This is a genomic window from Paenibacillus sp. FSL H8-0537 (assembly GCF_038051995.1).
Lineage (GTDB): Bacteria > Bacillota > Bacilli > Paenibacillales > Paenibacillaceae > Pristimantibacillus.
In genome coordinates, this window is record NZ_CP150290.1 from 3,480,709 (window position 1) to 3,507,424 (window position 26,716).

At 45.8% G+C, this 26,716-nt stretch carries 22 protein-coding genes and 3 pseudogenes; 4 read left to right on the top strand and 21 right to left on the bottom strand.

Translation table 11 applies throughout. From position 1 onward, the window contains the following. Nucleotides 1-190 precede the first annotated feature (190 nt). From MHB80_RS14555 to MHB80_RS14585, 7 genes and pseudogenes are all read right to left on the bottom strand, one after another. Entirely contained in the window at nucleotides 191-1,240 is a 1,050-nt protein-coding gene (locus tag MHB80_RS14555) for a hypothetical protein (RefSeq protein ID WP_341282791.1), read from the bottom strand. A 14-nt stretch (nucleotides 1,241-1,254) separates the two neighbouring features. Beyond that, nucleotides 1,255-2,412, bottom strand: a complete 1,158-nt coding sequence (locus MHB80_RS14560; protein ID WP_341282972.1) for a DUF6138 family protein — start codon at nucleotides 2,410-2,412, stop codon at nucleotides 1,255-1,257. 165 nt (nucleotides 2,413-2,577) lie between these two features. After that, entirely contained in the window at nucleotides 2,578-3,576 is a 999-nt protein-coding gene (locus MHB80_RS14565) for a DUF4303 domain-containing protein (protein WP_341282792.1), read from the bottom strand. Between the two features lie 27 nt (nucleotides 3,577-3,603). Then, nucleotides 3,604-3,857, bottom strand: a pseudogene (locus MHB80_RS14570) (DUF5713 family protein). A gap of 117 nt (nucleotides 3,858-3,974) precedes the next feature. Next, entirely contained in the window at nucleotides 3,975-4,919 is a 945-nt protein-coding gene (locus MHB80_RS14575; RefSeq protein ID WP_341282793.1) for a YwqG family protein, read from the bottom strand. 26 nt (nucleotides 4,920-4,945) lie between these two features. Continuing rightward, a complete protein-coding gene (locus tag MHB80_RS14580; protein ID WP_341282794.1) occupies nucleotides 4,946-5,482 on the bottom strand; it encodes a hypothetical protein in 537 nt (178 codons plus the stop codon). A 55-nt stretch (nucleotides 5,483-5,537) separates the two neighbouring features. Beyond that, a complete protein-coding gene (locus MHB80_RS14585; RefSeq protein WP_341282795.1) occupies nucleotides 5,538-5,798 on the bottom strand; it encodes a hypothetical protein in 261 nt (86 codons plus the stop codon). A 133-nt stretch (nucleotides 5,799-5,931) separates the two neighbouring features. On the opposite strand from MHB80_RS14585, the gene MHB80_RS14590 reads away from it, so the two are divergent. Continuing rightward, entirely contained in the window at nucleotides 5,932-6,099 is a 168-nt protein-coding gene (locus MHB80_RS14590; RefSeq protein ID WP_341282796.1) for a hypothetical protein, read from the top strand. 86 nt (nucleotides 6,100-6,185) lie between these two features. Further along, a pseudogene (locus MHB80_RS14595) lies at nucleotides 6,186-6,884 on the top strand (IS256 family transposase). On the opposite strand, the gene MHB80_RS14600 reads toward MHB80_RS14595, so the two are convergent. The 3 genes from MHB80_RS14600 to MHB80_RS14610 all read right to left on the bottom strand — a co-directional run bounded on the left by MHB80_RS14600 (nucleotide 6,852) and on the right by MHB80_RS14610 (nucleotide 9,787). Continuing rightward, entirely contained in the window at nucleotides 6,852-7,349 is a 498-nt protein-coding gene (locus MHB80_RS14600; RefSeq protein ID WP_341282797.1) for an SMI1/KNR4 family protein, read from the bottom strand. The pseudogene MHB80_RS14595 and the gene MHB80_RS14600 sit on opposite strands and share 33 nt — an antisense overlap. 78 nt (nucleotides 7,350-7,427) lie before the next feature. Beyond that, a complete protein-coding gene (locus MHB80_RS14605; protein WP_341282798.1) occupies nucleotides 7,428-8,759 on the bottom strand; it encodes a hypothetical protein in 1,332 nt (443 codons plus the stop codon). A gap of 497 nt (nucleotides 8,760-9,256) precedes the next feature. After that, nucleotides 9,257-9,787 (bottom strand): beta-L-arabinofuranosidase domain-containing protein, encoded by a 531-nt coding sequence (locus MHB80_RS14610; RefSeq protein WP_341282973.1) that lies wholly within the window; start codon nucleotides 9,785-9,787, stop codon nucleotides 9,257-9,259. Nucleotides 9,788-9,910: 123 nt separating this feature from the next. On the opposite strand from MHB80_RS14610, the gene MHB80_RS14615 reads away from it, so the two are divergent. Further along, nucleotides 9,911-10,048: an AraC family transcriptional regulator gene (locus MHB80_RS14615; RefSeq protein ID WP_341282799.1), complete on the top strand. Its 138-nt coding sequence runs from the start codon at nucleotides 9,911-9,913 to the stop codon at nucleotides 10,046-10,048. A gap of 361 nt (nucleotides 10,049-10,409) precedes the next feature. Here MHB80_RS14615 and MHB80_RS14620 read toward each other — a convergent pair whose 3' ends face one another. The 11 genes and pseudogenes from MHB80_RS14620 to MHB80_RS14670 form a co-directional block, all read right to left on the bottom strand. Further along, the gene (locus tag MHB80_RS14620) at nucleotides 10,410-10,778 is read right to left on the bottom strand and encodes a DUF6138 family protein (protein WP_341282800.1); all 369 of its coding nucleotides are present in this window, start codon (nucleotides 10,776-10,778) and stop codon (nucleotides 10,410-10,412) included. A gap of 59 nt (nucleotides 10,779-10,837) precedes the next feature. Then, nucleotides 10,838-11,554 (bottom strand): WGR domain-containing protein, encoded by a 717-nt coding sequence (locus MHB80_RS14625; RefSeq protein WP_341282801.1) that lies wholly within the window; start codon nucleotides 11,552-11,554, stop codon nucleotides 10,838-10,840. Between the two features lie 122 nt (nucleotides 11,555-11,676). After that, nucleotides 11,677-11,754 (bottom strand): annotated as a pseudogene (locus tag MHB80_RS14630) (DNA alkylation repair protein); the annotation flags it as partial. A gap of 86 nt (nucleotides 11,755-11,840) precedes the next feature. Continuing rightward, complete coding sequence (locus MHB80_RS14635; protein ID WP_341282802.1) at nucleotides 11,841-12,530, bottom strand: hypothetical protein; 690 nt, start codon at nucleotides 12,528-12,530, stop codon at nucleotides 11,841-11,843. 83 nt (nucleotides 12,531-12,613) lie between these two features. Continuing rightward, nucleotides 12,614-12,832 carry a hypothetical protein gene (locus tag MHB80_RS14640; RefSeq protein WP_341282803.1) on the bottom strand — a complete coding sequence of 73 codons (219 nt, stop codon included), beginning with the start codon at nucleotides 12,830-12,832 and terminating at the stop codon, nucleotides 12,614-12,616. Nucleotides 12,833-13,061: 229 nt separating this feature from the next. Next, nucleotides 13,062-13,607 carry a DUF2004 domain-containing protein gene (locus MHB80_RS14645; RefSeq protein ID WP_341282804.1) on the bottom strand — a complete coding sequence of 182 codons (546 nt, stop codon included), beginning with the start codon at nucleotides 13,605-13,607 and terminating at the stop codon, nucleotides 13,062-13,064. Between the two features lie 629 nt (nucleotides 13,608-14,236). Then, complete coding sequence (locus MHB80_RS14650) at nucleotides 14,237-15,370, bottom strand: serine hydrolase domain-containing protein (protein ID WP_341282805.1); 1,134 nt, start codon at nucleotides 15,368-15,370, stop codon at nucleotides 14,237-14,239. Nucleotides 15,371-15,800: 430 nt separating this feature from the next. After that, nucleotides 15,801-15,995, bottom strand: a complete 195-nt coding sequence (locus MHB80_RS14655; RefSeq protein ID WP_341282806.1) for an MbtH family NRPS accessory protein — start codon at nucleotides 15,993-15,995, stop codon at nucleotides 15,801-15,803. A gap of 44 nt (nucleotides 15,996-16,039) precedes the next feature. Beyond that, complete coding sequence (locus tag MHB80_RS14660; RefSeq protein WP_341282807.1) at nucleotides 16,040-21,607, bottom strand: amino acid adenylation domain-containing protein; 5,568 nt, start codon at nucleotides 21,605-21,607, stop codon at nucleotides 16,040-16,042. Beyond that, entirely contained in the window at nucleotides 21,600-23,009 is a 1,410-nt protein-coding gene (locus tag MHB80_RS14665) for a nucleotide disphospho-sugar-binding domain-containing protein (RefSeq protein WP_341282808.1), read from the bottom strand. Before MHB80_RS14665 ends, MHB80_RS14660 begins: the two co-directional genes overlap by 8 nt. A 28-nt stretch (nucleotides 23,010-23,037) precedes the next feature. Continuing rightward, nucleotides 23,038-24,906 (bottom strand): amino acid adenylation domain-containing protein, encoded by a 1,869-nt coding sequence (locus tag MHB80_RS14670; protein ID WP_341277699.1) that lies wholly within the window; start codon nucleotides 24,904-24,906, stop codon nucleotides 23,038-23,040. Between the two features lie 394 nt (nucleotides 24,907-25,300). Between MHB80_RS14670 and MHB80_RS14675 the strand changes: the two genes are divergently transcribed. Further along, a complete protein-coding gene (locus tag MHB80_RS14675) occupies nucleotides 25,301-26,692 on the top strand; it encodes an IS3 family transposase (RefSeq protein ID WP_341277700.1) in 1,392 nt (463 codons plus the stop codon). Nucleotides 26,693-26,716: the final 24 nt, after the last annotated feature.

Below are 26,716 nucleotides of genomic sequence, written 5' to 3' on the forward strand. Positions count from 1 at the left end.
CGGAGAAGCTCTTCTTCCGCCGTCATGCGGTCGAACAATTCGAGCGGCGGCCCGTCTTTTCGCTTCTACCATGTCGGGTCATCCAAGAAATAAATGACAAACTTCTGATATGCTTTCATCGCTATCCTCCTTGCTACGGATTTCTCCTCCCAAATTTGCGTGATAAAGATCAATTTCAGCGCTAGAGGTATTAATCGAGAAAATTGTAGTTAATAATCGGTTCAATATTTTCTACAGGCTCTTCACTTCTACGGAGTGTATACAAAGGAATTATTTCATTTCCAATATTTCCAGAATAAGTACATAGCGATAAAACAATTTTTTCACCGTCACCCTCTATACAAATTGTAGGCCATTCTTTTTCAAGACACTTAGGCCATGTAAGCAATCCATTCCCTGGAATTACAGATAATTTTTTGGTCTTATTTTTAATTTTGTAAGTTCCACTGACAATACATTCATCGAATATAATTGAATTATTCATTGCGTGAATATAATAGTGCCATGGCTTTATCCCCCAAGTGATTATCAATAACCCCTCTTCAAAACATTTATCAACCAGATCAGTTGTTGTAAATAAATCCACAAGATTGACTGCCCCGTCACCAACCTCACTTCTTATAAATTCACTAAATAAATCAAGATCAACCATAAAAAAGCCTAGGTTTCCCAAGCTACCGTAAACAGAGGTACTACTAAGTCTACTGTTTTTTTTCAAATCAATAGAGTCTTTGAAAATCAGTATATACACAGTAATTGTTTCAATTTTTTGTTCGTAGTCTGTTAAAATGGGTGGTGCTTCCACTGATAAAAAATCTGGCTGAGATATCTCTTTCCGAAAAACTTGAATATTTACATGATACTCCCCGGACAATTCTATGTTTTCTCTTTGGTAAAGATTTTTTTGGCGTAATACACCTTCGATAATAGCTGTTTGAATGGTTTTATTCTCACTATCCGTGAAATTATTCTCATGTGAATAATATATAATATCATTTTCTGAAAACGATACGCTCTTATACTCCGCTTCTGCTATTTTTTCACCTAACACAGCAGAATCCAACAATAGTTGTTTATCCCCCCTCACTTCTTCAACAATAAGTTTAAATCTACAAATTTCATACTCACTCTGTTGTTCACTAAAAGGTATTCTAAGATTGAAATATCTAGATTTCAAATATGCATCTTTTATTTGGTTGGAACAATAATCTTGTTCCAACCAAATAGCTGTAATTAACATTAGTCTCACCTCGTTCAATTAATTGGGTACCCTTGTCGAGACGCCCATTTCTTCGTTTCTATCCAAGCTTGAGCAGGTGTAACAATTTTCTTTATCAATTCCCCTTTCGGATGCAACTCCTCATACTGCAAGGCATTAGCAAAGAAACGATGGGTTTGCGATTTCGCCAGACCGGGAACAGAAACTATGTTTTTGGCTTGCGATTTCAGCTTGATCTGACAGCTTCGGAAGAAACCTTTCTCCAGCAGGCGACAAATAAAATCGAGACCCTTTGCATAACTGTCTGCGCACTCTTCCTTGATTCGAATGGTGATAATCGAGAAAACGTCATGAGCCTGACATTCGATCTGTTCATCCTTATAATGGATATCTTCTGCAGGAAGCGTTCCGCTACCCTCCTTGAACACCTTAACCGCCTGCGTAATGCCTAGTTCCTTCAGCCTTTCCAGCAGATCGAGTCCATTTTGTCGACTGTAGTTGGGTTCGTATTTAATAATCAAAATGGCCGTTTGCAGAACCAGTTCCATTTGCTGCGGCTCCATAGCGGTTAAGTCGATACCCTCTTTTATCGTATATTCAGCTCGCCCCCATTTGGGCTTGCCATTATGAAAGTAAAACGGCAAAAACACACTTTCAGCCCACTGACTAAACGCACGAATGAATTGGGAACGATGATCGTACATCTTTGTTTTATTCCCTTTGTTCCGTTTCATCACCAGCTCATATACATGCATAATAAAGGCAGTATCCATATCCGGAAACAGCTGCGGATCGACCAGATGTTGAGAGAGAAAAAAGCTCTCCAGCGGATCAGTCGGATAAGACTGGCCCTCCAGTTTGTCCTCGATATAGGCTTGAACGCGCTGCAACAGCAGCTCGCGCTTGCGCTGGTTCACATCGTTAAGTATGGGAAGTGTTTCGGATCCGCCGACTTTGATGCTTGCTTGAAATCGGTAATTCACCAAGGCGCTGTCCTCATAGATTTGCAGCTTTTGTCTGATTCCCTTTTCTAGCAACGGTATCAACGCATTCTCTATTTCCTGATGGATCAGTGGGTTATCAAAGTGACTACCCTTGTGCTGATAGTCAGGTGAACCTTTAATCCAAGAAAATAATTTGATTTTCCCCTCCCTATACTCGATATGTAAAAGGTCATGAATGCCGATTTGCAGCGAAGTTCACCCAGCAATCTCGTTTACATCCTTTTCCTTTTTCTGTTCGATCTGTTGAAACCATTCATCCACTGCACAAAGTATTTCTTCCGCTACCGTGTTGATCAGGGTGTGTTGTGCCATCTTGCGTTTTCACCTCATGTTTTCCGAAAGTACTGACCAAGCTCAACCATTTAGTCGTCTATTAATCTGTTTCTTTTTTTGTCCGAACAGCTCTCCATTTGATATATTTATCGTAAGGAGAATATCTCGCTCGCAAATTTGTGTAAAGAAAAGATCAGCATTTAACTCTTCCAACACTTGAATGCACATCTCAACCATCTTGTTTCTAAACTGATTAACTTTACTGTTGCTGGTAAGCAGAGTTACATGCTTCACCATCGTCTCGCACACAACATTAAAATGCTCTGTATGTTCACCTTCATATTTCCATTCTGTTGTTTCATACTTGTAAAATTCCTGTTCCTTGGGATCTTTCTCAACAACCTGTAAAAAAAAATCTTTTGTGTTCATTGCAGGGCATACCATAGTTGCGTTAGCATCCAAATACAGCCCAAAAGCAATAATTTCTTCTTGTTCATAGAGATTAACCATATTAGAAAAGGTTGTTCGAGTAGCAGATTTTATCTGTTTTTTGATTTCATCATAATCAAAAGGCTTAGATGTTGGAGTTCGGATTAACTTGTCCAAGAATTCCTTAAAACTATTAGCTAACACTGTTTTTTCATACCCGACTTGATATATCTGTTTTACAAAAGTGACCCTTGGCTCATCTTTTGCAGTACATTGTGAGTAATCAAATACAAAACGTTCTGTACGTGCTGCATCTAGATTTTCACCAAAATAGATTCCGATATCCGGCAAATTGACAAGTCCGGGATAATCTTTTCGTTCTTTTTCACTCTCCAATTCACAAATGGAACTGACATAGGAGCAAATGAAAAGTTGTTTAACATTTTGATTCTCATCATAAATAGGAAAACAGTTCCTTTTCAAGAGACCTCCATTTTGAGTGTTCTGTAACAGCGATATATAGGATTGTGGTAATTTATACTGAAGATTCTTCTCATATTGCAACTTCTCTTCTTCTGTAAAAATCGGTCTTTTAAAATCCTCTTTCCTTTCATTCCATAATTGCTTGAAATCAAGGTCTATCTCTTTCACTCCTATACCTCCATTCTAGCTAGAAAATTACCAGTCTCTCTCCCTGATGACCGTCTCGGTATCGATATCCACCTTAAACGCATACAGAATCACTTCTACGGTCGTCCCGATGGAATCCCGTGCCACAGTTTCGATTTCGCTGTCATGCTCATCGAATTCTTCCTGCAAATCGTTGATGGCGATCGTCATCCATCCAGTTTGCCTTGTATCACTTCGTTCGAATGTGCCCCGCTTTCCAAAAAATTCACCACCATCAGGATCTGCTCTTTCACCTTATCCACTAAAAAAACAGGTTAGTAGCTGTTGTTATACATGTCTTTTAAATAGTTTAAATTAGCATCCAATTTCATTACGTTTTCACCTTTCTGTGTTCGATTGTTTTAATCTTTTTTCTTTAATCAACTAGTTGCTAAATTCACATAGGTATTGTCAAACCTTCTCTGGCGCAAATCGTTGCGGTCGATTAGAAATTCAAGAAAGCCAGCATCCCACCAGCACATACCCGCAGCATCAAGTGAGGAGAGTGAGAACAACAATCGCCAGTTCCGAGCCGCTTCACGATGCTCCGATTCTCGTGCCTTAAACACTTGCAAGAGTGGAATTCGCTCGTTTTCAATATGTTCGGCATATTGATTCTGTCCGCCAGCCAACGCTTCTCTTGCCTTCTCGCGCAGTTCCTCCTCGGTTCTATGGGTATTATAGAGCAAAGCCTCCATCCCACTCCTGCATAGATAGGCATGCAGAGACGTATCGCCAGACCAGGACTGCAAACCACCCCAAAGCGCATCACTCTGATCACGTACCTCCAAATACAGCTCTTCATATTTATCCATTAACTCTTCTGTCTCTTCCCCCAAATCTGCAAGGGACAGATGCGGGGCAAACGTGACTCGATGAGCAACAAACTCCCGCTCATCCCCATATACCTCTTTCTTATCTGCTGGAGGCTCGGCCAATGTCAACTGCTGCAGGTCACCATCATAGTAAATGACGCGATGATCCACATTGTAGGCTGGCTCGTCTGCTCCTAGAAAAAAATACAGCATGCCTGTGGTAGGCAAATCATCTGCAGGTGTAAAAGGCAACTCTCCCAGATTGATTTGAGCCAGGAACGTATAATATTCTCCCTCCTCCGTACAGGGCCAAGCGATAGACGGCGGGAGATCCGGACGACCCGCTACCCGGCTGTTGCCTGTCCGGCTGTAATCTTCTTCCCCGACCAACTCCAGCCTCATCGCCACTTCTGCATGCTGATGCAGCAACGCCGCTACTTGCTCATCTTCCTCGCCATGATATTTGCTAAGTAATTCTATAATAGCTTGCTTTCTCCATCTTTCTCTCATGTTGGTACACTCCTTGTGTTTTTCCCTCAAGGGAAATCGAGTTCTGGTGTAATTTTTTGAAAGATCTTCTCTACCTCGGCAGTATGGCTGCGCTCAAGTTCCTGCCATTGAACATGCGACATGAGCACAAACACATGGGTATCCGACCAATAGGAATCCCGAAACAACCGAATCTCAAACTGCTTTTGAATGATATCCGCAATACCTCGAATCGTAATGTAACGATCATTAGGCGAAAACGTCAGTGGAATCGAATAGATCTCACCTGCATATGACATGGTCAGTCCTTCATCTATCTCTTCCACGATCACTTCTCCAGGTAAAAATTCGCCAAATAAACGGACGATCTCACCATCTTCTTCTCGCCAATCCACAATCACCCCATACACCCTGGAAAACAGATTAGCTCGTACCGACAACAACTCCTCTTCCCTTGCTGCCTGCAAGAAGTCTGTCCGATCATCGCCACTGAACACATCCGGATGCCTTTTCAAAAATGTATCAACATCCTCAACACTTCCTTGGAATAGAAATTCCCTATCTTGCTGTTCCACTTGTTTCATTACGCTCACCTCTTCGGATGTACTCGTTTAGCATTTTGCTGTCAACACCGATTCATTATGTCTGTTGATGGAACAGGCATAGCTTGCGACATTCGGTACAAATCTCTATATACAACGTACCTTCAGAGCCATCCATCAATACGTTCCATGGAAGCGCTGCGAGAAATTTCATGGTTTGACCACAGTCCGAGCATGTCGCGAATTGTGCGTCCTGCACCCAATCCGGCCAGCCTCCGATTGTGAAGACCTCATCACCACCGCTAGCGTAATGCTTCGGTATCGCCTCGGCACTAAGTGTGAGCTGATTCCGGCTCATCTCCAGAAGATCATCTTCCGAACAATAATTTTTCGTTAAGGGTGGCTCAAAAGGAATGATCTCACTACGACCATTTTCGTCATAGCACACGAACGTCTCTTCAGTGAAGGTGATGCAATTCGGGCAGATGGGAATGGCCAGCACTCCAATTCCCCCGATCATCGAAATGCCAGCCACCATGATGGGCATAGACAGACGGATTCACATACAGCTTGCTGCGCCAGGGCAGCGGATTTCTCTCCAGCTTCAGGAATGCTTCCTGAAAGACTTCATCGCCTTGCAGGGCGAGGCAGAGCAGTAAATGACTTGCTTCATCACATGCAGGATCAAAAAGACGCGTTAGCAGCTGATCCCGTACCTTGGGTGTAGCGTTCCGATAGATCTTAAGTGGTCAAAAAACATCAGTCGAATGTAACGGGAATTAAAGACCAAATTATCGCCTTATACGCCAAGGGAGTTAGCACCAGGGACATTCAAGATCACCTTGAAAATATGTATGGTATTGAGGTCTCACCAACGCTCATTTCCAATGTAACGAACAAGATCATTCCACTCATCAAGGAGTGGCAGAATCGCCCTCTGCAAGTCGTTTATGCCGTTGTTTTTCTAGATGCCATTCACTTCAAAGTCAAGCAGGACGGGGCTATTGTGAACAAAGCAGCCTACATGGTGATCGGGATTGATCTGGACGGAAGCAAGGAAGTATTAGGGCATGTGGATAGGCGAAAATGAGTCGCAAAGTTCTGGCTATGCGTCTTAAATGACCTGAAGAATCGCGGTGTGCAAGACATACTCATCACTTGTGTAGACCATTTAAACAGCTTTACACAAGCCATCTCAGCCTGCTATCCAAAGACAGAAATCCAAAAGTGCATCATCCACCAAATACGTAATTCCACCCGCTATGTCTCTTACAAAGATTTGAAGAAGGTAACGGCTGACCTGAAGCCCATTTACAAAGCTGTATCTGAAGAAATGGCTCTTGTCGAACTCGATCAATTTGAGGAAGCCATGATTTTATGTAGTTATTTATACAATTTTTATGCATTTTTTCTATTGCATCTTTATTGTATTAGACATGATTAATTGAAAAAAATCTTCAAGACTATTTGCTATTTTTTCTACCTCTTCGAATTCAGGCTCATATCCTTGTACAATAGCACCTATATCATTCGTTAAATCAATTGCATAGAATGAATATCCATCATCAACTGACATAACTATGGGTAGATAGTTATCCCACCATGAAGTTATTTCTGATTTCCATTTCTCATCATTCTCTGCTGCTTCTAAGCTTAACACTTCAAATTCATTCCATTTAAATGCAGTATCCGAGTTATCATTATACTCATCCTCACATATAAACCATGTTTTCTCACTAGGCGTTATGCATTCTTTAACCCTTTTTAAAAATTCTAGATAACCTTCTGGGATCTCTTTATACCTTGATGCTATACTATCTTTTAAATTTAATTCATATTCAGATTTATCAGTTATATCCCATCCATTATCTTTAGTCCAACTAATGAATTCACTACATTTCTTATTCATACTTCCTCCTACTGGATGAACACCCTTATGCTTGACACTGCACCTCTTAACCAAATGTTCTCATAGAATTCCTCGAAGCTACTTGAGTAGCTTGTTCTTCAGATCCTCGGCCGTGTTCGTCTTCCAATAGCTTATATTTAATTTCTTGTCCTGAACTAATTGTCCAACCTGTTCAAAAAGCGTTGCTCTTTTCTGAGCTGACCAATGGGTAAATGACTGCAAATCACTGGACACATTCCAAATAGAGGTTGCATTTTCCTTTTGGGACCATTTTTTCATAAGAATCGATTCAACGTCCTCATAACCTATCCGATACAAAATACCAACATATGTCGCGCCAATTCCATCATCTAGAATCGCTCTTTTCAGAAAATACGATTGAACCTTTTGGCAGCAAATTTTATTATTTAGCGGAAGCAGGTCACCTAGCACATCATCAAATTCTCCAGTTACTTGTCCAACATAATAGCTTGTTTTAATAAGACCGCTTAGCTTTTTCTTCTCCGGATCTGCTGCCAAAAGTTCTATCCAGCGTACATCCAAATCCTCAAATAGCAGCGGAGTAAGTGAAAAATATGTATCATCCCTAATCATATGACCCCAGCCAAACCTAAACGTATGCCGGTTTTGCTTAGTATCAAACTTCACCGTACCTAGCACGTTCAAAATAAAACACTGCGCCATCGGGTCTTTGTAATACGGTGAAAAGACCTCGAAAACATCGCCAGCTGGCTTGGTTAAAAGCGCAGAAGCAAAGACAGGAGACAGCCAGGCTCCCCCATATTGTTCAAATAGCTTGGAAGCAAGCGCTTGCAGCCTAATATCTCCATCCATCAAAACAGAGCCAGCCAAAATCATAGGAAAGGCTTGCTCTAAAGTCATACCTTCCAACGTATCGCTTATATCAAAGGAAGAAGTATCTCTGTGGGTTAACTTTAGTACCTCGCTGTCGCGCTTAAATGATGAAACCTTCTGGATATGCTCTGCTGCAAGCTCATACACCTCGCACATTTTCTCACTCGCTTTGCCCGGCATCATGCCAAGTAAGGCAAGCAGTGTTTCATGCTCTTCCCAGCTGATCTTGCTGCCAGGCTTCTTCTCCAGAAACGTCTGCAAAAAAGCTAGCAATAGATCAGCAAGCAGATCCGACACTGTATTCGAGAATGTGTGGTTTAATATTTTCTCGCATTTTTGAGGTGACTTTAATAGCTTTTTCCAATAAGCTGTAGCCGGTTCATAATCAATCTTAGCCAGTGCCCTCTGGGCGGCAAGCTTACTCTTCCCGCGCTCTGTACTAGCCAGATGCAACAGCTCAGGCGCCTCTTTAGCTCCGAGCTCCGAGATAGCCTTCTCTCTGCTACTCCCTTTTGGTGGCAATGCATCGAAAACTGGCTGATTATAATCTGTCATTACTGCGTTCCTCCTCATCCTGACTATTTCTATTATAGTAACATGACAAATTTTTCCGATATATAGTTCTGACATCCTATAAAACACACCCTACATAACCCGCCTTCTTCTACCAAATGCCGATGATGTCAGCAACTTCTTCTTCAAAAAGTTAGCTTTATGCCCATTCCCAGTCTAATCCTATATTTTCTTCCGACAGTAGTAAGAAAAAAGCCGATTATTCCTTAGCAGGGAAGAGCGGCTTGTTATTTTCAATAATGTCATATCGTATGTTTTGTGCTTTTTGTTGGTATGAAATTTTCAAACACTAGCATATCAGGTTTATATGATGAAGACCCTACTATGGTCACTTATTTATTTGGTTAAACAACTGCTGTTCCTTTTTGCCAAGAGGTCTGATTTTCTCGGCATTTTTAAAATTTTCGATAGCCAATGGTGCACCTTTGTTTGTACAGGTTTCAGGTAATCGTTCGCCGCGTCTATTTCTGCTTGTGTCGCTACTTTTGAGTTAAACGATTCAAAATTGACAAACCCATCTGCCTGTTCTTCAAACCATTGTTTCGCTTTTTCAGCAAAAAAAATGTGACCCGTTCCTCTGCTCGTAAAAATATCGTTTCAATGTCCAGTAGGTCATCCATTTCCTCCCGGTCGAATTCACCGCTCCATTGATAAAACCAGTCCGCTATTTCCGTCATAATGGCCAGTGCCTGCTGATTTCCGGCGAGCGCATACATTTCATGCAACCCCATGAGCAACTTATGGACCGTATAGTGTGGTGCCCATACCCATTTGCCATTCGCTGCACGGTGCATGTAAGTTTCCGGGAAAGCGGCAAGCCAGCCGGTGCCGATAGCGGATTGACATTGACCAAGTCCTTCGACGATGGCATCGGCTTTCGATTTGACAATTCCATCTCCAGTCTGGGCATAGATGCGGGCCGCTGCCGATAACCAGTGTCCCATCATATGTCCACGCAGCTCACAGGTTGGAGACTCCCATCCCCAATGCCAATGCTCGGGCCCATCCATGGAGATTGTTGTTGCGCTCGTCGTTCCTCCATTACCGCTGTAGCTCCACAGTCCTGCTTTGAGATCAAAATTGCGCAGCAAATTCTCATTACCCGTTTGCGCATGAACAAGGTCATCGAATGCATGCGCAACAGTACGCTGAATATCTCGGAGATCAGTGCACAGCTTGGATATCAGAACCCTTTTTATTTCAGTAAAGTCTTCAAAAAAGTATTCGGTGAGTCCCCCTCTTCTTACATGCGACATCTATACAAACCTTGATCGGTGATGCTGCTAAGCTGTCAAGAATGGATAAGAAAAGATGAAGCGCAAGCTGAAGGGTTACTTACCCTTTGTAGCTCGCGCTTGTTTGGTTTATGTTGTTTTTCTTGAACACGTCGGCGAATGATTCGCTTTTTATTCTGGCTGCACTCGATTCGTTAGGTTGAACTGGAGACTGGAATCGGGACATGGACAGAGAAACAAGGAATTACTCCCACTTACTTAATGCCTTTCCACAAGAAAAGCAGTTACCAGAAATAAACGGTAGCTGCCCTCTATTATGTTAGTACACCTTAGCTAGTTACTATCAAAATACGTCATTAATGTGACACATATTATATAAATATCTATTTTAAAAGACTTATTGCCTATTTAATAAAACTAAAAGAAATACGGGTTTTGTGTAAAAGTTCACCAAGGCGCTGTCCTCATAGATTTGCAGCTTTTGTCTGATTCCCTTATCTAGCAAAGGTATCAACGAATTTTCTAATTCCTTATGGATCAGTGGGTTATCAAAGCGAGTACCCTTGTGCTGATATTCAGGTGAACCTTTAATCCAAGAATATAATTTGATGTTCCCATCCCTATACTCGATATGTAAAAGGTCATGAATGCCGATTTGCAGCGAAGTTCGTCCAGTAATTTCGTTTATGTCCTTTTCCTTTTTCTGTTCGATCTGTTGAAACCATTCAGCCACATAAAAAAACAAGCTGACATTGATAATTTCCACGACAGCTTGTTTTCCTATTATAATCTGATTTAATTATGCATCTTCATCTTCATATGTTGTCAAAATGAACATAGATCTTCAATCATTTTTCTGCTTATTTCTGAATCCGTTCCCCAGTTCGAAATTTTTGCCGTTTGTTGAATTCTTTTCAAGGAATCAATGGCGCAATGTTTTAGCCCAGGATCAATTACCCCAGTTATTTTTATCTGACCAAAAGCGACTGCATAAGTGACCATATCACTTTGGAGCATGTTCATCTCGTCAGTCTCTAATACTCTTTTCACTTCATCTTCCAACAAGCTGTTTACGGGAACATATTTCATCCCCCATACCTTTTCAATAATAAATTTAGGGAACTCAGCAAAATTCAATTGACTTTTCTTTCGTAGACTTTCAGTTAATTCCGCCAATGTATCCGATCCTTCATCACTGCCGAAAGGCGCCTCTTCCTCGCCGCAGTCATAATAAAAATCGTCTTTAAAATGTTTAACAAAGTTAGGATGGGATGTCTTGATATGAAGACCTATTTCCTCATCATCAAAGTATAAATGGTTGTTAAAATCAAAATTATTATCAGCCTTGTAACCTTTCTTTAACTTTTGTTTTATAAGTTTTTCAGCTTGTTTGATACATTCTTCTTCAGAGTCAAATTCTTTAATTTCATATTTTCCAACTACGCCTGTCTTTCCATAATTCACAACAAAGTCACAGTCACTATAATCTATCCACCAAAATTTACTGGATTTTTCGTCATGAAAGGTGAACGATTGTTTCACTCAAACTCCCCCTAAACAATATGTTTCAGATCTCAAAACAGCTTTGCCAAACCGTATCACGGTAAGAATATGTTATTTTTGCAGAGCTTTGTTGAAAATAGTTTTAGAACCTGAGTCATTTACTCTTCTTCCAAATAGAAATCAATGAGCATAACCACGCCAAAGCGTATCTCATATTCTTCAATTGATACTAAATATGGCAGCTTCAGTTTTCGGATATCGGCTGCCGCCTCATTGCTGAGTTCATAACTTTAATAGAAATAATCCGAATTTTTCCTGATATTGCTCATGTTTCACCAAGAATCTCTCCATCGCATAATGCGATTCCTTCTCCCCCACTTCCTCCACCATCAACCAACCCCAGCAAGGTCGCATGCAACGCGTCAAATCGCTGTTCATCTTCCGCTGAGAACATCAGCAGATATCCGTCACGGTTGTTCATGACCACAATCACCTCGCCCGCTTGACCATAAAACTGCACGCCCGTGTACAAGCCCGAATCCGCTTGCTTGGATGGAAACAACAACTTAATCCCTTCCACAACCTGTTTGTCGATTTGCCAGTATTCCTCAGTGCAGAACTCCATCGAAATCACTGCTTGAAAATAGGCCATGGCATGTAAGAACTCCGTAAGAGACTCGCTTGTCTGATACCACTCCTCCATCCCGTAGTTCTCATACACAGGGGGATTGGACACTGCCAAGTCCTCCCGGCGTATGGCCCAAACGCAAGCACCCTGATTTTCCAAATAGAAAATCAAATAGTCGTCATTCTCATATTGATAAAAATCTTTCGGCTTAAGCAAGAAATCCTGGGAACCATTCAATTGCGGATGTGCGCCCAATTCCAGATAATAATCCTTCAACACTTCGGGTATACTCCCATATCGACTGATCCACGATTGCAATTCCTTCACGTCGAAACCACAGGATTCCGTGATATGAAACAAGTTGCGGATCGCTGCAAAATCGGTCATTGTCTCCACTTCTCCTTATAAGCGCCCAATATTGGCGTTCATGATCTATATTCATAAACCGCTCTCCCAAACGCTGATCGTTATCAAACAAAAGTGAAAGGATAATGCTCTGGCAAATCCGGATGAAACATCCTGAGACATGTTCCCAACTGTCCGGGCAATTCGCTTTCTTCAAAGTCCATTAGCGGCACTGTGGAAAGTTTATTGCGCATATGGCGAGACAACGATACCTGCATATTGGCCAAGGGTGCCAGAATTTCTTGTACGCTGTGAATTTGAAACACTGGCTTATCGGTATCCACATAACTCCTCCATTCCAGTGATCAAACCCTCATCTAGTACTCTATTAGCGGACATTTAAACTCAACGATTTAGCTAAACGTATAAAACCGTTAAAATGTTGGGAAATTCCCATAATTCTATCTACTATTTTGTCATATTCATTTTCTTGATGCCAAATTGTGAGAATCAGAATGAATTTTGCGATATTCCTTCCTTAAACCTGGCAAGACCTCTCTTAGATTCTTGTTCTTAACTTTCATGGCTAATAGTCAGTATGTTATTATTCGCATCCAAATAGACAACAATCAACTGATCCGTATATTCTGGGTCAAAAGTAAAATCAATGATGAAAATCTGTTTTTTCTGCTCTTTTTCAAAGTTACTTCCCAACCACCCTTCGCCCAGGCTGCTTCCCAAGCTTTTTAGCATAAGTAGGTCAAGCATCTCCAGTTCACTTAATGTTTCAAGTTGCTCCATCCCAAACATTAGTTTTACGCTCTCATCATCCATTTCTAAAAGATGAAAAGCAAAGAAATCATGAAGCAGCTTATAACTAGGGTCCTTTGTATTTTGAATAATATCTCTTAGATGCGCCCGAGCCTTGTTTACCAACTCATCCATGTGATCAAGTGCATGGGAAACTCTAACGATAGCGCTCTCATCTTGTGTGATTTTATCCGACACATTAAAATAAACCGGGATCTTGTTATCAGGTATTAGGTTATCTATCCAAATAGATTCGCCAGGTGTGTACTCTAGACTAGGAAATTTCGTGCTTGGTAATTGTTTTATCATTTAGTTGGCTCCTTTAATCTTTATTTTCAATTAGGGGTCCCACCAGCAAAACGTGGATTAACAATATCAAGGGGGAATTTACTCAAAGAACAACTGTTATTTGTAATTCGGTATGCTCATAAATAGCGATTAGGTTGCAATCAAAAAAAGCCTTGTTTATCAAGACCTTTAATGCAACCTATTTTAGTTCACTGTACACGTTGCCATAAAATTTTTATGTTCCCTTTCCTTTATTATTCACACAATCAAAAACCCGTTGATCTTGAATTAAAGTTCCACGGGTTTGAAAATTCGATTTCTTTACATATTGATCGATCGACTTTTGTAGCTGGATATTCTCTTCATCTCAGTTGCTCATAACGAACATCGCAATTTACTGAGGTGTAAAAGAAATCATGGATTGAATTGTTTCTTTGTTAAGTTCGTCTTGGTACGGACAATTGTAGTGCATTCCCAAATTTCAACTATTTCGTCCCAACAAGTGACACTATCTAGGAAATGCATTGTCTATGCTCCAATAGTATAGTCTTTAGCAGTCCTTCTTCTACTCTTTGGAAAGTAACGGAACCAAGCTATTGTCCCGCGATACAAATCAAACGATATGCCGCGCTAAGACTTCAGCTTCTACATTACAAGCAGGAATACACGACATTTCGCAAGCGTCGCTGAACATAAGGCTCCTGACTGTTTAGAAGGTGCTGCGCATACATAACGGTAAGCTTGGAATCCGGGTCAATGATAGCCATGCAACCGGCGGCGCCGCTCCATCCGAATTCGCCGACTGGGCTCAGTGAGCCGCTTAATGACTTGGAGACATGAGTACGGACACCAAGGCCATAGCCGTACCCACTCATGTGATCCCATGAATAATCGCCGCGGGTCTGCTCGTTCAGATGGTCCGTGCGCATCAGTTCCACCGAGGCCTGTGACAGAATCCGCACGCCTTCCGGACTGGTTCCATACCCAGTCAGTGCGTTCAGGAACAGTGAATAATCACTAACTGTAGACAATAATCCGGCGCCACCACTCTCAAATTCGGTACCGATTCGGTACCCGTTTCCATCTATACGTACGGCTTTTTCAAGCTCGTCATTGTACGCATACTGCGGAATCAGTCGAGTCTGCTGTTCATCGTTAAGATCGAACGCTGTATCGTTCATGCCAAGTGGTCCGGTGATTTCATCTTGCAGATACGTACCAAAGCGTCTTCCGCTGACAGCCTCCACCAATGCTCCTAGCACATCGTGACACATGCTGTAGTTCCAATGCGTACCTGGCTCAAACAAAAGGGGTTCCTTGGCAAGCGCTTTCGCGAATGCACGTGTGGGTAGTGTTCCGTTGGTACTTTGCACAGCTTCCTTAAAAGATGGAGAACCTACATCATAGGAGAACCCTGCAGTCATCGTAAACAAGTCGCGAACCGTAATGAGACGGGTTGCTTTTTCAAGCCTGACTTCCCCGTTCGGCAACGTTTTTTTCACCGTCATTTCAGCATACTCCGGCAGATAGTCGGAAACCGGATCACTTAGCAGCATATCGCCTCTTTCCACCAGTTGGAGCGCTGCCACGCAGGTCATTATTTTCGTCAAGGAGTAGAGATTGAAGATCGCTCTATCACTGATAGGCGTCTGTGCCTCCAGGTTAGCATAGCCGCTACGGTAACGGAAAACGATATCATTTTGAGACATTACCAGTACCTCTGCCCACGGAACTCGCCAGGAAGTGATACGGTCAACAAATGAAACAAGCGGTTGAAAATTCATTTTTCCCCTTCCTTCTATGTAGAATCGTTTATCATTGCGTAATGTGGGTCATGGTCTCTCATCATCCACATACTATTAATATACGACCATTTGCATGTAATGACCACCATCAATCGCACATCTCATAGACAATCCAAATCCATAGTCGAAAATGGCATTAAAAAGGGTTAACCATTCGAAATGGTTAACCCTAATCCTTTGCCCATCTAGATCACATAGAACATCCGAGCATGCTCATTAACAGGTTGGCTGCACAATGCACAATGCACGATGCTCCCTGTTTATGAACAATGCCTGGAAAACTAGTGAAATTTGGTTCACTTCATTTTACTAGTTTTCTACTACTTTAATAGTAGGCGTGCGATACGCTCAAGCTCTTCTTGGACTGAACGCAGATCCATGCGCAATGCACGGATCGCTGGAACAGAGTTCATGCTTGACGGAGACTTAGCGGCGTCAAGTCGCTCCACACTTCCTTCACATATGCCAGGCAATCTTCCTTCGTGCCGTTCTTGCCGGCATCGCTCCAGCCGGCTGGATTGTGCAGGTGCAATGGCCATAGCGCATATTGCTCCTCGACATTGACGACTACTTTGTAACTCACTTCTAGCATTTCGTTCTCCATTAAGAGTTCCCTCCCCTATTCTACAATTCTATAATTTTCTATAATTAGATTCCAGCGCTCATCTGGCGGTCTGCAAGCTGCTGCAGCTGATCCTTATCTCGAATAATAACGGCATCCGGCACGGCATCTGGTAAGATTGTCTCCATGTGGCGCAGTTGCCGATAACGCATGCCGAGCAACCCCCAGACGAACAAGATGACGCCAATTGAAGTGACCAGCAGCCCGATGCCCATCCCGCCTCCTGTTCCGAACAGTCCTGCCTCCTCCGTACCAGCTGGCAACGCCGATGCAAGCGGAGCGAAAACAGATGCAACAAGTGGTCCTGCAAGCAGAAAGCTAAGGGGACGCATGCTGAAAGCCATGACTTGGTTTGTTGCCAATACGCGGCCTTGCAGCTCAAGCCCTACCTTCGTCTGTATCAGGGACAGCCAGTGCGTATTGATGAGCGCCAGCGCCAAGCCAAAGCCGAATAAGCCGATGGCTGCCGTTACAAGTGAAGGATAGATGCCGACAACCGCTATTGATAAACCGGTCAGCATAACGAAACCGACCATTCCGTCCGCTCGGCGGTCAAAGCCGCCCCATATCGTCATAAGTATCGAGCCGATAAGCAGTCCTGCACCCTCAAACGCAATAACGATGCCTACCTTGTCAGCGGTCATGAACTGAAGCAGAAACGGCGTCGTCAGTACGTTATATAAGCTCATGAAGAAATTGACAACGACGAAAAACACGACCATCGCGACCATGCTCTTCCTTTGAATAATGTACTTCCATCCTCCAACGATTTCCCTGCTCATCGGTTCCTCGCGTTTTTTAAACATCAGGTTCGGGAATCGAATCAGCGAAAGGATGACGATAGACAAGCTTAGCAGCACTAGATCGATGACGACAATGGTTTTCAGACCGATCAATACGACCAGAGCCCCTCCCAGCGCTGGAGCCATAATTCCATTCAATGACATGACGAGCTGTCCTAATCCGTTTGCATGTCCTAAGTATCTTTTCGGCACGAGTTGAGCTGTTGCCGCCTGATAGGCCGGCATGGTGAAAGCGCCTGCAATTGATCCAATGCCGGCAGCCACGTAGATAGCCCATAGCGACAACGCATCCAAATAGAGCATAGTCGAGAGGAAGATTACGGAGCATAACGCTAACGTTTGACCTGCCAGCATGACCTTTCGCCTATCATAGCGGTCCACAACTGCACCGGCCACTGGAAGCAGCAGAAGCGTAGGTAGAATAGCGTAAAGCGAAATCGTCGCATAATCTGAAATCGACCCGGTTTGCTGAAAAACCCAGATGCCCAGCGCAAATCCGGTCAGTGACGTTCCGATTGTGGCAATAATCAGGCACAGCGTTACCCACAGAAAAGATTTAACGCTTGGCTGAACGTCCTTCCTCCCCTGCTCTTGAATAGGTACATACTGAGGAGCGGACGAGGTCTGAGAAACCGTGTGCTCGGTTGCCCGGTTTGCCCCGAAGTCGCGTTCTTCCTCCCACATGCGAATCTGCTGCGACATGATTTTCGCGGTATGGTCTGATTGATGCTTGTGAAAATAATGCCCAGCATGCTCAACAACGTGCAGTCGCACATCCTCGCTGAAATCCTGCCACTCCATATAACGTTCCTCGTAAAACTCGGTCATTCGATCGGCTCCACCCACAATGCAAGCAACTGGCGCCTTCAGCTTCGGCTTATTCGGCAGTGCGAAGAGCGCCGTGTAATAATCCTCTGCCTCACGTGCATCATGCCGCAAGTTGCGTAGAACGAACGTTTGTTCCTCTGGAGAAATTTCGTCATCGAAGCCGCCAAAGGCGCGAAGCATGTCGCGTGCAAACTTATCGGACGTCCACTTCTCCCGCGGGAACAAGCGATGCCACCATTCCGTCAGCTTAAATGGCAGTCTGGCACCCGGAAAGGTTCCCGCCATAAAAATCCCGCTAACCTCTACATTGGCTTGCTGCAGTAAAAGCGCAGTTCGGAGCACCATTGCCCCACCTAAGCAATGGCCGTAGAGATAGACTTCTCCCTTGACCTTGCTTTTGATTTCTTGGGCAATCTGAGCGGCAGTTTCCGCATGCGAGGCCAGCAACTGGCTAGGTCTACTGTAATCATGACCAGGCAGTTCGACCGCGAACAAGGCATAGTTTGGTGGCAAAATCTTGGCTATCGGCTGGAACGTAATCGCGCTGCCGCCGCCATACGGCACGCAAACTAGCGTAATCGCTTTGCCGCCGATGTTGGATGCCTTTTTGAATTCGATCAGAAGATCATTGCTCCGCGTAGCGCCGGAAGCGAGATGCTCGGCCAGTTCACGCACCGTCGGATGCTGGAAGAGATCCATTACGCTGAAGGAATTGCCCATTTTGCGTACGACCTTAATCGCCTTGAACGAATCACCACCAAGGTCGAAGAATTCATCGTTGATGCCGATCTGATCGAGCCCCAATACTTCCTGCCAGACAGCGGCGATTTCATGCTCTTCCTTAGTCTCCGGCGCAGCAAATTCGTTGTCGCCCGCACGATTTTCGGCGCTAGGCGCAGGCAGCATTGCACGATCCAGCTTACCGTTCGCGTTAAGCGGCAGCCGCTCGATCTCGACAAAGGCCGAAGGCAGCATATAGTCGGGCAAAATGCTTTTTATGTGTTTTCGAATCGCGCTTACATCGATCTGAGCCCCACGCATAGCCTGCTCCAGAGAATCTCGTAACAAGTGCTGCTCCGGTACCAGATAGGCAACTAGCCGCTTGTCTCCTGGTTCATCTTCGCGAATAGTCACGACCGCGTCGCGCACACCTTCCATTTGCAGAAGAACATGCTCGATCTCGCCTGTCTCGATCCGGTAGCCACGGATCTTGAACTGTTGGTCCATTCGTCCAATAAACTGAATAGTGCCGTTAGGCAAATGGCGAACGAGGTCGCCCGTGCGATACATCCGTTCGCCCGGCCGGTCTGTGAACGGATTCGAAATGAAACGCTCGGCCGTCAGATCCGGCCTGCCGTAGTAGCCGCGCGTAACGGCGCTCCCCCCAATATACAACTCGCCGATGACGCCAGCAGGAACCGGCTGCAAGTTTGCGTTAAGCACATAGACCGGTGCATTCGGTATCGGACGTCCAAGCGGAAGCACCGCAAGATGATCCTGCTCGCTTCCACCTACTGGCACCTCATAGGTGAGCACGGAAACGGTTGTCTCCGTAGGGCCATAATGATTTTGGATCCTACAGCCCGGACGAAGGCTCCGAATGTCCGCAATGGTCCCCCAATGCGAGGCTTCTCCAGCAAGAATCAAGCATTCGCGCGGTATGATGACGCTGGGATTCGATACGCCGAGCAGCACCTCCATATGGCTTGGAACGATCTTCATGACGTCGATCGGATTCTCCACGCAATAAGCGGCGAAAGCATCGGGATCAGCGGCCCGCTCATACGGAATAACATGCAGGGTGCCTCCTGATCCGAACGCCCCCCAAATCATCGGTGTGCCGAGATCCGCAGCAAGCGTACTGACGATGGCGAAATGGAGGCCTTCCCGCAGCTCCAAACGCTGCATGATTCCTTCCAAATAGTTGGCATAACTTCGGTGCTCCACCGCCACGCCCTTCGGTTTCCCCGTCGATCCGGAGGTGAACAGCACATACATAAGATCGCCCAGCTTTGAGACTACCTCGGGATTGCCTGCCTCTTCCTGTGCTATTTTATCCCAATCCCGGTCGAGTGAAACCATGCGTATGGGCGCAGTTGCTGCCTCCTCGTTTTGCGGCAGTAGATCAGCGAAGGCTTCCTCGGTCACGATGACGGATACCTCAGCCTCCTGTGCAATCATTCGCAAGCGCTCAACCGGCAGTTTAGGATCAAGCGGCACATAGGCGCCGCCTGCCTTCAAGATGCCGACCAAGCCGACGATGATATCGACGGTGCGCTCCATGTAAAGACCGACTGTTGTATTAGGTCCGACCTGCATACCGCGCAAATAGTGAGCCAATCGGTTAGCCCGTTCATTCAGCTCTCGATAGGTAAGCGTACGTCCCTCAGAGCATACGGCAGCAGCCATAGGTGTGAGAGCCGATTGGCGCTCCACGAGAAGATGCGGCAATTGGAGTTCTGCCCCGACAGACTCGGTGGCATTCCAGTCGACCAGCACCTTTCGCAGCTGTTCGCCCGAGAGAGCCGCAACCGCATATAGCGGCAGTGCGGAATTGTCTATTACGCGTTCCAAGATCATACAGTAATGCTCCACCATTTGCTGGATTGTCGACTCGCGGAATAGATCTGGGCGATAGGTCAAAGTGACTTCCATACTTAACTTTTGATTTTCGAATACCGTCATCGTCAGATCCAGCATCCCGCCTCGCGTACGATCACCCACAAACGGTACAATCTCAAGGTCAGGCAGTTCCCTCAGCGCCTGCCCATGCCGTTCGAACAGGAACATGGTATCGAAGAATAGCGCATGGCCGATAACACGATCTGGATTCATCTCTTCGACGATTCTGTCAAACGGCAAATCCTGATGATCATTTGCCTCCAGCACCGTCTCACGGACTGCCGAGATAAAGTCGCTGAAGCTGCTGCCCATGTCAATCGGGGAGCGAAGTGCGACCGTATTCGCGAAGAAGCCAGCAAGCTTCTCGATTTCCTGCTTGCCTCGATTCGCCATGGGCGTCCCGACAACGATCTCTTGCTTGCCGTTGTAGCTTGCGAGTAGTACCTTGTATGCAGCTAACAGCAGGACAAACGATGTGCAGCCGAGCTGCTTGCTCGCTTCGCGGATACGCTGCGAGAATGCTGAATCGAGCGTCAGGCTGAAGAAACCGACTTTTCGCTCAACTTGAATTGAGGGGCGCGGGTAATCCGTCGGCAGATCCAGCGTCGCCGGTGCTGGCATCAGTTTATTTTTCCAGTAGCGCAGCTGGTCCTCGTATTCCGATCCTGTCATCCACTGCCTCTGCCAAACGGCAAAATCCGGATATTGAATCGGCAGCTCCGGAAGCGAAAGCGGCTCTTTCAGTGCAAAGGAACGATAGATCGCGGCGAGCTCTTCGTCGAAAACGTTGGCCGACCAGCCATCATAGATCAAGTGATGCGTCATCCAGACGAGAACATGCTTTTCGGGATCCAACCGGAAGAGCATTGCCTTTACAAGCGGTCCGTTCAGGAAATCGTAAGGTTCCGTGGCTTCCTTTTCCATAATCTCATAGACCTTGTTTTCATCGGCCAAGTCGATAATGGGGAGGTCGATCGTGAGCTCGGGGCGAATGATCTGAACGTAATCGTCACTTTCATAAGCAACAACAGCGCGCATAATTTCATGACGCTTGATCATCTCGTTCAGTGTGCGATGCAAGGCAGAGACATTCAGCTTCCCGATGAACTTGTAGCCGTTGGCAAAATTGTACCGCTCTGTCCCTGGCATATATTCTTCAAAAAACATAATACGCTGTTGCGGAAAGGATAGCGGGAACTTGTTATTTCCTGCTTGCCTAGGCTGCTTTGGGATTACGGACGAAGCTGCGGCAGCCTTTGCCTTATTCTGTTTGGCTTTCAGAGCGAGGAGCGCCCGTCGTTCGGGTGAAAGCTGCTCGATTCGATCAATCGTTTTACTCATAGCGCGCCTCCTTCAAAGGCAGGGGATGACTTCCGAGCTGGCGCTGCACCAGCCACTGCGAGAGCAGTGAACGCTTGCCTGCTGATAGTGACTGATTGATTGCGTCCAGGCGCTGATCAGGCGCTGTCACTACGCTCCGCAAGGACTGCTGGCGCTGCGCTGCAACGTAATCAGCAATAAGCTGCTCCGAGGCAATGGCGTAGTCGGGCTTGCCGATTACCGATTCCATGGCTGTGCAGGCCGCTGCCATCGTATCATGCTCCGCCATGACCTTCGCTAACTGGCGGCAGCGTTCCTTCACTACGCTTGTCTGAATGCCTTTCATGGCATTTGCAATCAGCGCGGGCTCCCACTGCAGCGGTGGTAAATAATCACCGATACCCAAATGCTTAATCCGCATTCCGTTATCTGGCCGATCCGTATCAGCCGCGAGTGCCAGCTGTGGCACAGCGGCGGTCATGGCTCCCGTAATCGTACCGATTCCGCCGTGATGGATGACGCTGCTGATTAGCGGATAGACACTGGCGAGCGGCAATATTCTGTACCAGCGGATATGATCCGGAAGCTCGCCTTGAATGAATTCTTCATGCCTCGTAACAACTATAGTTCGCTGCCCAAGCAGCTTGACGCCCTCGATTGCTGCTTGATAGAAGTTTGGTTTAATCATTTTCCCTGTCCCGCCTGTTATCAAGAGAGGCGGTTCTCCAGCTTGAATAAAATCTAGCAGGTCGTTTGGCAAAGACTCATATTCAATTGCATCTGCCAGTGGAAATCCGACGGTATCCACCTTAAGTGCCCATTCTGGTGCTTCGACAGCAGCATCGAAGCTCTCATGCCAGAAACCGATATTTTTTTTCACGGCGCCCATCCATGATGTCCAGCTTGAGACCGGCGTAAGACCAAGATTGCTGCGAAATGTGTTAATAAGAGATATCGCAAAGTCCAATCCAAGCTCTTCCCAAATATGCAGCTGTGTCACATAGCTGGGCGCCAGAACGCCCGTTACGATCGGCACCTGCATCATCTCAGATACGATCATCGCTACGAAGCCGTCACGCTCCTTACAAATCAGCACGGAGCCCTCCTCTTGGCACAGCTCTGTCAGGATGTCATACTCCTGTTGGAATTTCTCTTTCGAATAATACTTGCGTTGATAAGCTTCATAGAGGTCGGGCTTGTTCAGTGGATCCTCCATCATATAGAGATCCTTCATAATTTCGTTATATTCCTCTGGTTTATCGATGCCGCGAAACGCGATGCCGGACTTCTCGGCCAGCGGCGCAAATACGCCGTGCGTTACCAGGGTTGCTTGGTGACCGCGCCGGCGAAGTGCAGACGCTAACCGTAGAAACGGCAGTACATCTCCGTTCGTCATATGCGTGCTAAGAACGAAATTTGCCACGAATCGTCTCCTCCTGACCATCTGCTGGCTATTGCTTCAGCAGCGCCTCAATTTCCTCTTCCGATAGATGCTCCATTTCGCTCAGCAGCGCTTCAATTTCGGCATCGTCAGTTTCCGCAAGCAGCTTGGCTTCGATAATCGATGCGAGGGTGCGAATCGTCGTTCCTTGCGTGAGCATATCCTTCAGTGAAACCTTCACCCCTAACACATGATCGCACCTTACAAGAATTTGAGTAGCGACGAGCGAGTGGCCGCCTAAGTCGATGAAATCATCATCAAGCCCGATTTGATTGAAACTGAAGAAGCCTGACCAGATCAGGGCAAGCTCCTTCTGGATATAGGTTTCCGGCGGAACATATGTCTGCCCAATCATCTGGCGGGACAGCGTCGGACTCGGCAGGAGCTTACGGTCCGTCTTGCCGCTAGGCGTCAGTGGGAAGGCCTCCATCTCGACGAAATAGGAAGGAACCATATAGTCCGGCAAATGCTGCTGTAGATGGCTCCTCAGCTCGCTGATCGAGGGAGCGAGCTCAGCATTTGGAATGAAATAGGCGGTAATGCGCTGGTCTCCGGGCTGATCCTCGCAGACAACCGTCACAGCTTGATTGACACCTGGGTGCTGTTCGAGCACCGTGCTAATTTCGCCCAGCTCGATACGAAAGCCCCTTACCTTCACCTGATCGTCGTTGCGGCCCAGACATTCCAAATTCCCGTCCGTAAGCCAGCGTCCAAGATCTCCGGTATGGTACATGCGTGCTCCCGGTTCGTTGCTGTACGGATCGGGCACGAATCGCTCGGCTGTCAGATCCGGTCTGCCGTAATAGCCGCGTGCGAGCCCGATGCCACTAATGAAGAGCTCCCCAATTTCACCAGGTGCGACTGGTTCATAACGATCGTTTAATACGTACATTGCATTCTCGGGGATAGCCTTGCCAATTGGAATGACCGATCGATCCAGGCTGCGATCGCTAGTCCAGTTGGTAATGAACACCGCTGCCTCGGTCGGACCATATAAGTTGTGAAGCTGCGCAGACATCGTACGGCAGAACCGTTCGTTCAGTGCGGCAGACAATGGCTCCCCGCATAAGAAAACATGTTTCAGAAAGGGAAGGTCCTCAGCCTGCTCCGTACTCAAGAACGTCTGGAGCATCGTTGGAACGAACTGCACGAACGTGATACATTCGCGCTTGATGACCTCCCACATATAAGCGTTATCAAGATGGCCTTTAGGCTTGGCCATGACGAGACATGCTCCACAGATGTGCGGCCAGAAAAATTCCCATACCGATACGTCAAAGCTGTAAGGAGATTTCTGAAGAAGCTTATCCTTTTCCTCCATTTTGAAAGTGTGCTGCAGCCAGAGAACCCGATTGCGAATGGCAGCGTGCGTATTCATCGCCCCCTTCGGTCTTCCCGTCGATCCAGAGGTGTAGAACATGTAAGCAAGATGGCTCTCATGCAAGGCAATATTCGGGTTGCCCTCCTCCTCTCCATATCCGTCCAATAGCTCTGACTCGTCTAAGATCAGTATTTCACCGTCGAACCCCGCGAAGTATTCCGCGAATTGACACTGCGTAATGATTCGTCTTACCTTGCTGTCCTCGATCATGTAGGCTAGCCGATCCTTCGGATAATCCGGATCCAGCGGCACGTATGCGCCCCCTGCCTTCAGAACACCGTACAGGGCAACGACTAGTTCAATCGAACGCTCCATGCAGATTCCTGCCAGTACGTCAGGACCGACATCGATCGCACGCAAACGAAACGCTAACCGATTCGCGCGGCGGTTCAACTCGGTGTAAGTCAACGACTCCTCCTCGAATCTAACAGCTTCACGATTTGGCGTGCGTTCCGCCTGCTGCTCAAACAATTGGTGAATCAAGCCTCTTTGTTGCATTCAATCACTCCTCATATGTAGTGACCAACACGATAATGCTATTTCCTGTGCATAGATTATGCTACTTGAATATGGTAGAAAGCGCTAATGCTGGGATGACTTCTTTCGCACTGCTTTAACGCTAGAATGACCCTTTCCAGCGATCTCCCAGACATTGGAAAATCCTAGCCGAACAACAAGAAGTCCACACGGATGTGAAGCTTTTATTTAGATTTATTTAACACAGTTCCCTGTTAATCAGCTCGCTAAAGATTGCCATCGCCCTTTCCAAAAAAAACCATCCCTGCGGCATTTTCTGAACTGTAACCCGTAAGATGGACACTTGAAAAAAGTGACCTCTTACGGGTTTTTGTGCTTTAATCATACTATCGAGAATACATGGGGAATGAACATCATGAGGAAAACCAGAACAGGATTTACTGAAACAGAGATCAGGCTATTGGAGTCCAATCCGAATGTCAGCCGCGTATCGGGGAGAAACGTCTCGTATGCTCCAGCTTTTAAACTCGCAGCAGTGCAAGCTAACCAGGCAGGAGAGCCACCAATGGAGATTTTTTTGAAAGCAGGCTTTAGTATTGAGCTCGTTGGCCAGAGAACACCTACAGAAAGCCTCTATCGCTGGAGAGAGACCTACACTAAGCACGGTGAGGCTGGTTTGTTAGAAGAGCGCCGAGGCCTTGGAAGTACGGGTAGACGATCAAAAACGGAATCATCAGTGGAAGAGAAGCTGCAACAAGCAGAAGCTCGGATTAAACTCCTTGAAGCGGAGAACGAGCTATTAAAAAAGCTAGAAGCGCTCGAAAGGCGAAAAAGTAAGGAGTTGACACCTTCCGAGCGCTTTCAGCTCATTCATCAAACGATTCGTAAGCATGATTTACGACGTTTAACACGTTACCTCTGTAAGATTGCCGGAGTAAGTGCAAGTGGCTATTACCGTTGGTGTAACGCTGAAGAGTCGCGTCAATTGCGAGAGACAGCCGATCAATACGACTTTCAGCTTATTAGGGAGCATTTTGAAGCATTGAATGGGAAAGTAGGCGCATTGGTTATCAAAATGAGGCTGGAGAGACTGAATGGCATTGTCATGAATCATAAAAAGATTCGTCGTATCATGCGCAAGTTTGGGCTAGTAGCTACGATCCGTCAAACCAATCCCTATCGCAAAATGGCTAAAGCAACACAAGAACATCGTACATGTCCTAATCTCCTAGAGCGTCAGTTTGATCAAGGAGAACCAGAGAAAGTCCTCCTTACAGATATCACATACATGCGCTATGGTGGCGGTCAATGGGCATATCTTTCTTGTGTGAAGGACGGTGCTACGAAGCAGATTCTGGCACACTATCTATCTTCAACGCTGGAGCTATCCTTGGTTGAGCGGACAGTGGCTCGCCTACTCAAACGATTGGACAGAAATATTCATCCCGATGCCATCTTCCATTCTGACCAGGGCATGCACTATACGCACCCGAAAACCCGCCTCCTCATCGCCGAAGCTGGGTTTAAGCAGTCGATGTCTCGTAAAGGGAACTGCTGGGATAATGCGTCCATGGAGACGTTCTTTGGTCATATGAAGGACGAGCTTGACTACAAGGACTGTAAATCTCTTAAAGAGCTGCGGCTACGGGTTAATGAGTATGTGATCCACTACAATACAGAACGCTATCAGTGGACACTAAAAAAGATGACTCCTGATGAATTCGAGGCCACTGAAAAAGTCCACACCTTAGAAATAGAATACCTTTCCTCGATTTTGCGAGGAAGGGTATTCTGTTTTGCTGTATAATAGCTGTAATAATTCTAGGCGGTG